Source organism: uncultured Methylovirgula sp., from assembly GCF_947646745.1.
In the GTDB taxonomy this organism is placed as follows: domain Bacteria; phylum Pseudomonadota; class Alphaproteobacteria; order Rhizobiales; family Beijerinckiaceae; genus Methylovirgula.
In genome coordinates, this window is record NZ_CANSHK010000024.1 from 38,836 (window position 1) to 48,950 (window position 10,115).

Annotated in this window: 10 protein-coding genes; 4 read left to right on the forward strand and 6 right to left on the reverse strand. The window is 61.8% G+C overall.

Going from position 1 to position 10,115, the window contains the following annotated elements:
- Positions 1–3: 3 nt before the first annotated feature.
- Both Q0025_RS08750 and Q0025_RS08755 read left to right on the forward strand, forming a co-directional pair.
- The gene (locus Q0025_RS08750) at positions 4–762 is read left to right on the forward strand and encodes a DUF2063 domain-containing protein (protein WP_297298059.1); all 759 of its coding nucleotides are present in this window, start codon (positions 4–6) and stop codon (positions 760–762) included.
- Positions 759–1,247 (forward strand): DoxX family protein, encoded by a 489-nt coding sequence (locus Q0025_RS08755; RefSeq protein ID WP_297298060.1) that lies wholly within the window; start codon positions 759–761, stop codon positions 1,245–1,247. Before Q0025_RS08750 ends, Q0025_RS08755 begins: the two co-directional genes overlap by 4 nt.
- A 21-nt stretch (positions 1,248–1,268) precedes the next feature.
- Here the strand turns inward: Q0025_RS08755 and Q0025_RS08760 are convergent, their stop codons facing one another.
- The 5 genes from Q0025_RS08760 to Q0025_RS08780 all read right to left on the reverse strand — a co-directional run bounded on the left by Q0025_RS08760 (position 1,269) and on the right by Q0025_RS08780 (position 7,771).
- Positions 1,269–2,894, reverse strand: coding sequence for an ABC transporter ATP-binding protein (locus Q0025_RS08760; protein WP_297298062.1), 1,626 nt, complete (start codon positions 2,892–2,894; stop codon positions 1,269–1,271).
- The gene (locus tag Q0025_RS08765; RefSeq protein WP_297298080.1) at positions 2,891–4,000 is read right to left on the reverse strand and encodes an ABC transporter permease; all 1,110 of its coding nucleotides are present in this window, start codon (positions 3,998–4,000) and stop codon (positions 2,891–2,893) included. The genes Q0025_RS08760 and Q0025_RS08765 overlap by 4 nt, the downstream gene beginning before the upstream one ends.
- A gap of 74 nt (positions 4,001–4,074) precedes the next feature.
- Positions 4,075–5,169 carry a microcin C ABC transporter permease YejB gene (locus Q0025_RS08770; protein WP_297298064.1) on the reverse strand — a complete coding sequence of 365 codons (1,095 nt, stop codon included), beginning with the start codon at positions 5,167–5,169 and terminating at the stop codon, positions 4,075–4,077.
- Between the two features lies 1 nt (position 5,170).
- A complete protein-coding gene (locus tag Q0025_RS08775) occupies positions 5,171–7,066 on the reverse strand; it encodes an extracellular solute-binding protein (RefSeq protein ID WP_297298066.1) in 1,896 nt (631 codons plus the stop codon).
- A 156-nt stretch (positions 7,067–7,222) separates the two neighbouring features.
- Positions 7,223–7,771 carry a cytochrome c family protein gene (locus Q0025_RS08780; RefSeq protein ID WP_297298068.1) on the reverse strand — a complete coding sequence of 183 codons (549 nt, stop codon included), beginning with the start codon at positions 7,769–7,771 and terminating at the stop codon, positions 7,223–7,225.
- 241 nt (positions 7,772–8,012) lie between these two features.
- Here Q0025_RS08780 and Q0025_RS08785 point away from each other — a divergent pair, with 241 nt between their 5' ends.
- The gene (locus Q0025_RS08785) at positions 8,013–8,873 is read left to right on the forward strand and encodes a prephenate dehydratase (RefSeq protein ID WP_297298070.1); all 861 of its coding nucleotides are present in this window, start codon (positions 8,013–8,015) and stop codon (positions 8,871–8,873) included.
- Between the two features lie 216 nt (positions 8,874–9,089).
- The gene (gene pal, locus Q0025_RS08790; protein ID WP_297298072.1) at positions 9,090–9,584 is read left to right on the forward strand and encodes a peptidoglycan-associated lipoprotein Pal; all 495 of its coding nucleotides are present in this window, start codon (positions 9,090–9,092) and stop codon (positions 9,582–9,584) included.
- Between the two features lie 59 nt (positions 9,585–9,643).
- On the opposite strand, the gene Q0025_RS08795 is transcribed toward pal, so the two are convergent.
- Positions 9,644–9,934, reverse strand: a complete 291-nt coding sequence (locus Q0025_RS08795) for a hypothetical protein (RefSeq protein WP_297298074.1) — start codon at positions 9,932–9,934, stop codon at positions 9,644–9,646.
- Positions 9,935–10,115 lie beyond the last annotated feature (181 nt).

The following is a 10,115-nucleotide window of genomic DNA, read 5'->3' on the forward strand; positions in this document are numbered from 1 at the left end:
GCCATGAGCCAAGCCCAATTCGCCGCAGCCCTGCTCGATCCGGATCTCGCCGCGCCGGCGACGGTCAGCGCCGGTCATCGCAGCCGCTTTGCGATCTATCGCAACAATGTCGCCGTGAGCCTGATCGAGGCCTTGGCGACACGCTTTCCGGCGGTGCGTCGCGTCGTGGGCGAGGAATTTTTCGCCGAAGCCGCACGCTTATTCGTCGCCCGCCATCCGCCGACGTCGCGGAGGATCGCCATCTATGGCGAAGATTTTGCCGATTTTCTCGAGCGCCTGCCCGCCTGCGCGGAGATTCCTTATCTCGGCGATCTCGCCCGGCTGGAAGCGGCGCGCACCCACGCCTATCACGCTGCCGACGCAGCGCCGCTCGGGCCCGAGACGCTCGCCGTCCTCTCGGCCGAGTCGCTCGCCGACCTGCGCGTCACGCTGCATCCGGCGGTCGCCATCATCGTCTCGGCCCATCCGATCGTCACCATCTGGGCGATGAACACAGGCGAACAGCCACTCGCAAATATCGAAGATTGGCGCGACCAGGCCGCGCTTATTTCGCGGCCGGCGATCGATGTCGAGGTCCGCATATTGCCGCCCGGCGGCGCGGCTTTTCTTACAGCGCTGGCGCGCGCCACGCCGCTCGCCGAAGCGGCCGAAACCGCGCAGCTATCCGCGGCCGATTTCGAGCTCACGCTCAATCTCGCGGCGCTGTTCAGCGCCGGCCTCGTCTCGCACATGTCCATGCCTCCCGAAGGAACGATACGATGAGCAGTGTTTCACTTCCCGCCAAGCAAGGTTCGCTCCTGCGGCGCGCCGCGCAAGTCATCGGCTTGCTTGAATCCCTGCCCTACTGGGTCTTGGGCCTCGCGGCACGGGTGTTTCCCGCCGCCGTCTTCTGGCAATCGGGCCAGACCAAGATCGAGGGCTGGCATCTGAGCGACAGCGCCATCGCGCTCTTCCAGGACGAATATAAACTTCCGCTCGTCGACCCGACGGCGGCGGCCTATGCGGCGGCTTTCGCCGAACATTTCTTTCCGATCTTGCTCGTGCTCGGCCTTGCCAGCCGCTTCGCCGCATTCTCGCTGCTGATCATGACCTCGATCATCGAGATTTTCGTCTATCCCGACGCCTGGCCGACGCATGGCGTCTGGGCGACCTGCTTTCTGCTCGTGATCACGCGCGGGCCGGGCCTGATCTCGCTCGACCATTTCATCGCGAAACATTTCGGTATCGTCTCGCGCAAGGCCAAGTAAGGGGCGCTCAAGTAAGGCGCCCTATTGCGCGACGACACCGCTGCGGTCGGCCTCGATGGCAAAGGCCGCAGCGAACAGCGCCTTCGTATAGTCGCTCTGCGGATGCGCGAAAATCTCGCTGGCGGCGCCTTGCTCCACGACCTTGCCATGGCGCATGACGATGATCTCATTGGCAAGCGCTTTCACGACGCGCAGATCGTGGCTGATGAAGAGATAGGCAAGCTGGCGCTTTTCCTGCAATTGCCGCAGCAGATCGACGATTTGCGCCTGGACCGACATGTCGAGCGCCGAGGTCGGCTCGTCAAGCACGACGAACTTCGGCGCCAGGACCATGGCGCGGGCAATCGCGACGCGCTGGCGCTGGCCGCCGGAAAATTCGTGCGGATAACGATCCATCGCCGCCGGATCGAGACCGGTGTCGGCGAGCGCCCGGGCGACGATCTCGCGCCGCTCGTCAAGGCTCAAGCGCGCGCCTTGCGCGATCAGGCCTTCGGCAACGATATCGGCGATCGAAAGCCGCGGCGACAGCGAGCCATAGGGGTCCTGAAAGACGATCTGCATGTCGCGTCGCAGCGGCCGCATCGCCTTGAACTTGAGGCCGTCGATGCGCCGTCCGAGATAGAGAATTGGACCTTGCGAACGGATGAGACGCAGAACGGCGAGGCCGAGCGTCGTCTTGCCGGAGCCGGATTCGCCGACGACGCCGATCGTCTCGCCTTGCCGCAGGGACAGTGAAATCCCATCGACGGCTTTGACGGCGCCGATTGTCCGGCGCAGTAGACCGCGCCGGATCGGGAAGTGCACACGCACATCCTGCGCTTCGAGCACGACGGGCGCCGCAGGATCGCTTTGCGGCGGCAGGCCCTTCGGCTCGGCCGCAAGCAACGCTTGCGTATAGGGATGCTGCGGCGACCGGAAAATCTGTGCGACGCTGCCGGCTTCGACGATTTCGCCCCGCTGCATCACCGCGACATCGTCGGCGAGCTTGCGCACGATATTGAGATCGTGGGTGATGAACAGCATCGCCATGTCGTGGCGCTTTTGCAGATCCTTCAGCAGTGTCAGAATCTGCGCCTGCACCGTGACATCGAGCGCCGTTGTCGGCTCATCGGCAATGAAGAGATCGGGCCGGTTGGCGAGGCCCATGGCGATCATCACGCGCTGACGCTGGCCACCGGAGAGCTGATGCGGATAGGCCGAGAGCCGTTGTGCCGGATCGGGGATGCCGGCCTCGACGAGGAGGTCAATAATGCGTTGGCGCAGCGCCGAACCCTTGCGCGCCCCGTGAAGCTCGAGGATTTCGCCGATCTGCCGTTCGATCGTATGCAGCGGATTGAGCGAGGTCATCGGCTCCTGGAAGACCATGGTGATCGCTGCGCCACGGACCGCCCGCAGGCGTCTTTCGTCGCACTTTAAAAGATCCTCGCCTTTGAACAGCGCTGCGCCGGAGACGGCGGCGCCTGGCGGCAGCAGCCGCAGGATCGACAAAGCCGTCACCGATTTGCCGGAGCCCGATTCCCCGACGATGGCGAGGGTCCGCCCGCGCGCCAGCGAGAACGAAATGCCCTTGACGGCGGCGAAAGCTTCGCCGCTCTGTCGGAAGGCGACGCGCAGTTCGCGGACATCGAGAAGCGGCGCGTCGCTCATGCAATCGTCTTCCGCGGGTCGAAGGCGTCGCGCACTGCCTCGCCGATGAAAATCAGCAGAGACAGCATGATGGCGATGACAAAGAATCCGGTCAGGCCGAGCCACGGCGCTTGAAGGTTCGATTCGCCTTCGAGCAGGAGTTCGCCGAGCGAAGCCGAACCCGACGGCAGGCCGAAGCCGAGAAAGTCGAGTGCCGTCAGAGTCGAGATCGAGCCATTGAGGACGAAGGGCAAAAAGGTCAAGGTCGCGACCATGGCATTGGGCAGCACGTGCTTGACCATGATCCGCGCGTTGCCAAGGCCGAGCGCCCGCGCCGCCGTGACATATTCGAAATTCCGGGCGCGCAGAAATTCGGCGCGCACGACATGAACGAGGCTCACCCAGGAGAATAGCAGCAGCGTGCCGAGCAGCACGAAAAAGCTCGGCGTGATGATCGACGACAGAATGATCAGCAGGTAGAGCTGCGGCACCGACGACCAGATCTCGATCAATCGCTGCATGATGAGATCGGTCCAGCCGCCGAAATAGCCCTGCACCGCCCCGGCCGCAACGCCGACGACCGATGAGATCGACGCCAAAGCGAGACCGAAAAGAATGGAGATGCGAAAGCCATAGATCAGCCGCGCGGCAACATCGCGGCCTTGATCGTCGGTGCCGAGCCAGTTCCATTCGATGTCGGCGCAGCCGCGGTTTGGCCGCCCCGGCGGCAAGATGCGCGCTGCCGCGGCCTCGCATTGGGCTTTGGTCAACATCCAGGTCGGCGGCGACGGCGCCGGCGTCGGCAGGGATCGTTCGATCGTGCGATAGGAATAATGAATCGGCGGCCAGATCATCCAGCCGTGCGCCTTGATTTCGTCGGCGACGAAGGGATCGCGATAATCGGTGCGCGCCAGAAAGCCGCCGAATTTCGATTCCGGATAATCGTGAAAGATCGGAAACAAAAGCTCGCCCTTGTAGGATGCGATCAAGGGCCGGTCGTTGGCGATGAAATCGGCAAAGAGCGAAATGATAAACAGGACGATGAAGATCCAGAACGACCAATAACCGCGCTTGTTGTGGCGGAAATTGGCGAGTCGGCGCTGGTTGAGTGGCGTCAGCCGGATCATCCCGCTCTTCGGCAAGGGCGGCGCAAGCCGGAGCCCGGATTTCGCTTCGGCGCTCGAAACGGCGCTCTCCACGCTCAGACCTCCCGCGTCTCGAAATCGATGCGCGGATCGATCCAGGTATAGGTGAGATCGGAAATCAAATTCACGACGAGGCCGAGCAACGCGAAAATATAGACGTTCGCGAAGACCACGGGATAGTCGCGGTTGATGACCGATTCATAGGACAACAGGCCAAGTCCATCGAGCGAGAAGATCGTCTCGATCAGCAGCGCGCCGCCGAAAAAGGCGTTGATGAAGGCGCCAGGGAATCCGGCGACGACAATCATCATCGCGTTGCGAAAAACATGGCCGTAGAGAACGCGGCCTTCGCTCAGGCCCTTCATCCGCGCGGTGAGGACATATTGTTTGCGGATCTCGTCAAGAAACGAGTTTTTGGTGAGAAACGTAACGGTGGCGAAGGCCGAGAGTGTCAGCGCCGTCACCGGCAAGGTGATGTGCCAGAAGTAATCCTTGATCTTGCCAATCAGCGACAAGGTGTCGAAATTTTCCGAAGTCAAGCCGCGCAACGGAAAGATCTGCCAAAATGAGCCGCCGCAAAAAAGCACGATCAGAAAGATCGCGAAAAGAAAGCTCGGAATGGCATAGCCGACGATGATGACGCTCGACGTCCAGATATCGAAACGGGAACCGTCGCGCACCGCCTTCGCAATGCCGAGCGGAATCGAGATAAGATAAGAGATGAGCGTCATCCACAGGCCGAGCGAGATCGAGACCGGCAGCTTCTCCTTGATCAGTTCAAGAACCGAAGTATCGCGAAAATAGGATTTGCCGAAGTCGAAGCGCAGGTAATCCTTCACCATGATCCAGAAGCGTTCCGGCGCCGGCTTGTCGAAACCGAATTGCTTGTCGAGCTCAGCGATGAATTTCGGATCGAGCCCCTGGGCGCCGCGATAGCGTGAGCCATAGTCCGCCGCGCCGCCGCCTCCCGCCCGCGTATCCGCGCCGCCGGTGAAATTCGCCGTCGCATTGGTCTCGAGGCCCTGCAATTGCGCGAGAATACGTTCGACCGGGCCGCCGGGCGCAAATTGCACGATGACGAAAGAGATGAGCAGGATGCCGAAGATCGTCGGAATCATCAGAAGGATTCGGCGGACGATATAGGCGAGCATATCAATGGCCGGGAAGCTGCACGCGCGCCGCCTTCGCGGTGTCGTACCACCAGGTCGAAACGACGCCGATGTCGTATTTTGCGCTGCGCGCGGGCCGTGAGAACAAGTCCCAATAAGCAACGAGATGATTGGGCTTGTTCCACATCGGCACCCAATAATGACCGGCACGCAGGATGCGATCGATGCAGCGGCAGATGTAAGTGAGCTTCTCGCGCGTATCGACGGTCAGTGCCTCTTCGATCAAGGCGTCGACGACCGGATCGGCAATGCCCGAGATATTATAGGAGCCCGGGACGTTCGCGACCTGCGAGCCGAAATAGGCGCGCATCGCCTCGCCCGGAGTCAGCCCGAGGCCGAAGCGCGATGTGACGACGTCATAATCGAAATTGTCGGTGCGCTCCTTATACTGCGCCGGATCGACGACACGGAAGCGGGCGGTGATGCCGAGAAGATTGAGATTACGGATGAAGGGCGCCGTATGCGGTTCCAGCGCATTGTCAAAATCGAGAAATTCGATTTCGAAGGGCTTGCCGTCCGGCAGCAGCAGATTGTCGCCATCGCGTTTGCAGCCGGCGGCAAGCAGAAGGTCGTTGGCCTTGTGCAGCAGCGCGCGGTCCTCGCCCGAGCCGTCCGAAACCGGCGGCACCGGCACATCGCCGAAAACCGCAGCCGGCAATTTGGCTTTGAACGGTGCGAGGATCGCAAGTTCTTGCGCCGACGGCTTGCCGCTCGCCATCATCGGCGAATTCTGGAAATAGGAGACCGTGCGGCTGTAAAGGCCGTACATGATGTTGCGATTGGTCCATTCGAAATCGAAGCACTGTTCGAGCGCCTCGCGAACGCGAATGTCCTTGAACTTCTCGCGCCGGACGTTGAGGAACCAGGCCTGGGTGCCGAGCGGCAATTGATCCGGCAAAGTCTCGCGCTTGACGCGGCCGTCCTTCACTGCGGCGAAGTTATATTGCGTGGCCCAGACCGCAGAGGTGAATTCTTCGCGGAAGGTGAAGACCGCGGCCTTGAACGCTTCGAAGGCGACTTTGCGATCGGCAAAATATTCGTAGCGGATGGTATCGAAATTGTTCTGCCCGACATTGGCCGGCACGTCCTTGCCCCAATAATCGGCGACGCGTTCGAAGGCGATGAAATGGCCCGCGTCGAAACTTGCGACCTTATAGGGCCCGGAGCCGAGCGGCGGCTCCAGCGTCGTCTCGTTGAAGGCATGTTTGCCATAATAGGCGGCGGAAAAGATCGGCTGGCCGGCAACCGCCAGGATTGCCTCGCGGCTATGCCCCTTCTTCAAGGTCACGCGCACGATATCATCGGCTTCCGCCATGGTACTTTCGAGGTCGCGCAAGGATTGGGCAATGGCCGGATGGCCTTGCTCTTTCAAAATATTGAGCGAAAAGACCACATCATGGGCAGTCAGCGGCGTGCCGTCATGGAACCGCGCTTCCTGGCGCAGGAAGAAGCGGTAGGTGAGCTTATCCGCTGAAGCCCAGATTTTCTTGGCGACGAGGCCGTAAAGCGCATCCGGCTCGTCGCTATTGCCGACCATGAGGGAATCGAAGATGGCGCCCATGCCGGTCGCGCCGTCGCCCTTCAGGATGAAGACGTTGAAGGAATTGAACGTCGTCGGATTGACGTTGGCGCCGCCGCCGCTCGGCTGAAGCACGATCTGCCCGCCCTTCGGCGCCTGCGGATTGACATAGGCGAAGGATTTGAAATCCGGCGGCAGAGCCAGATCGCCGAAGATCGACAAACCATGCGTTTCACGGCCGGCGGCCGGCACATCGGCCAGAAGACGGATCGAACGAAGCGGAACACTGGCGCCGAGAAGGCCGGAGCAAAACTGGAGAACGGAGCGGCGGGAAAAGGCCGGGCGTTTCTGGGATGTCAAAAAAGCCTCTCTGGCGCTGTGCAAACGAGCCATGAGCAGAATGTCGGAGGATTATGTCGCTTTTTGACATCACCGCGCAAGGTGACGCGCCGCGCACCAGCTATTGAAGGCTTCGCGGCACCCGCCGCGAAGCGCGATTATGCTGCGGCCGTTTTTTTACTGCGCGGGTTTCGGCAGCGGCACGGGATGATCGGACAACGTATCGAGATAGGCGACGATATTGGCCCGCTTCTGCGGATCAGGTTCGCCGGCGAAGGTCATCTTCGTGCCCGGAATGAAAGCCTGTGGGTCCTTGATGAAGGTAAAGATATCCTGCGGCGTCCAGGTGCCGCCCTTGGCCTTCATCGCGTCGGAATATTGGAAACCCGGCACCGAAGCGCGCGCGCGGCCGACGACGCCATAAAGCGGCGGCCCGAGGATCACGCCGCCGCCCTTGGCGAAATTATGGCAGATTTGGCAGGGCTTGGTATCGTCCTCGCCCTTCTTGGCGTCGGCCTTGCCGATATACGTCGCAAGAAGCTCGGTCGGCGCAGGAGCCGCGGGCGCGGCGGCCGGCTTCGCCGCTTCGCCACCGGCCAGATTATCGCCAGGCTTGGCCGGAGTCGGGTGCGAAAAAATCGCATTCGAGGCGAGATAAACGACTTGCAGAAATAGCAGCGTGCCGAGAACGCCCCCGGCGATCTTATTGAACTCAAAAGAATTCATGGCTTACCACACTCCCCCGTCGCGACCGAAACCTAACATAACGCATGTTGATTAGTCGTTTTGCCGCGGCCTTGGCAACCCGTATAAACGAGGCGGGAGAGTATTTTCCCTTTTGGGCAAAAGTCCATCGCTTGCCTTGGCCCGCGCCGCTCTGGCTCCGGCAGGTCCGTCCCTCTATCATCGTGCCCGAGACTGTGCTTAGAGCGCGGGGCGCTCCAGAGACGCCCATTCCGAGGCAGAGATGACCGATAAGAAAATCGCCTATCAGGGCGAACCCGGCGCCAATTCCGATATCGCTTGCCGCGCCGTCTTCCCGGATTTCACGCCCCTGCCCCGCGCCACGTTCGAGGACGTGCTGACGGCGGTCACGGACGGTGCCGCGGACTATGCGATGATCCCGATCGAGAACTCGCTGGCCGGCCGCGTCGCCGATATTCACGCGCTGCTGCCGACGGCCGGGCTCTATATCATCGGCGAATATTTTCTGCCCATCCACTTCCAATTGCTCGGCATCAAGGGCGCCCGAATCGAGGACCTGAAATCGGTCTACAGCCACGTCCATGCGCTGGGCCAATGCCGCAAGATCATCCGCAAGCTCAACCTTGTCGCGCATATCAGTGGCGATACGGCGGGCTCTGCCAAGGAAGTCGCCGAATGGCGCGATGCGACAAAGGCGGCCCTCGCCCCGGCCCTGGCCGCGGACATTTATGGCCTCGACATTCTCGCCGCCGATGTCGAAGACGCCAAACACAACACGACCCGCTTCGTCATCCTGGCGCGCGAGCCGCGGTGGCCGGCCGTCGGCGCGGGCCCGGCCGTGACGACCTTTGTCTTTCGTGTCCGCAATGTTCCGGCAGCGCTCTACAAGGCGCTCGGCGGCTTCGCGACCAATGGCGTCAATATGACCAAGCTCGAAAGCTATATGGTCGACGGCGAATTTACCGCGACGCAATTTCTCGCCGATGTCGACGGCCACCCGGACGAGCCGGCGCTCGTGCGCGCCTTTGAGGAACTGGCCTTCTTCTGCAAGGAACTCAAGATCCTCGGCGTCTACGCGCCGCACCCATTCCGGACCGAAAGCTTGGCCGGCATGTCGGATTGATGCGGCTTTTCGGACACGCTCGCGGGCGGAAAACCGCGAGATTGCGCCAAAGCGACGCGCTGGCCGCATTGCTGCCATCAAGGCCAATTTAACCATCCCGACGGATGACGCGAATGCAACGCTTCACAGGAAGGTCTCATAAAGGTTGACGGAACCTTCGTTTAACCAACGCCCGGTAGGACTGGCGGACCGAGTGCCATGAAAGGAGTTTTTGTCATGAGCCTTCACCAGCGCGCGGGCGCTTTGAAGCTTGCCTTGGCCTTGGGCGCCGCCCTCGCGATGGCGGCTTGCGCCAAAAATCCGGGAGCCGACGGCCTTGCAGGAGGCTACGGCACGGCGACGCCCGGCTCGCCGCAGGATTTCAGCCAAAACGTCGGCGATCGCGTCTTCTTTGATACCGATTCGACCGAATTGACGCCGACGGCGCAAGCGACGCTCGACAAGCAGGCGGCGTGGCTGCAGCAATACGGCCGCTACAATTTCGTCGTCGAAGGCCATGCCGACGAGCGTGGCACGCGCGAATACAATTTCGCCCTCGGCGCGCGGCGTGCCGAACGCGTCAAGGAATATCTGGCCTCGCGCGGCGTGGCGGCGGAACGCATCCGCACGATCAGCTATGGCAAGGAACGTCCGGTCGCGGTGTGCAACGACATTTCGTGCTGGTCGCAGAATCGCCGCGCGGTGACCGACCTCAACCCCGGCCAATCCTGAGCCAAGACGGCTCATCTCGCAAAAAGGCCGGTCTCCAGACCGGCCTTTTTGTTTTGCCGTTATTCCGGCGGCGCCCCGGCGGGCGACCGCGGTGGCAGTGACCGCAGGAACGTCAGAGAAAAGAACGCGCCGATCCAGGATCCGCCGGCGGCGAAGCAGACGTAGATCCAGTTTTCGGTGTAATTGATGACCGCGTAAGAGGAGAGCAGATACCAGACGCTGCTCCAGCTCGCCGCCGAGATTCGGCGCCGTGTCGCGACGGCCGATGTGAACATCACATAGACCGCATCCGTCGCCGCCGTCGCAAGGACGACACCCGCCGCGGTCGCGACATTGAATGACCCCACCATCGTCCGAGCCTCCCAGGATCCGCATCGCCCGTGGAGAGGCTAGACTAAGCCAAAAAAAGCGGCGCCATGGGCGCCGCTTTTAGACTTTAGCGACCAGCAAATTGCCCTAGGTCTGCGGCTGCGGCTCCAGACCCGGCTCGGGGCCGGCCTTGGGCTGGCGACCGGTCGCAGGCACCGGCGA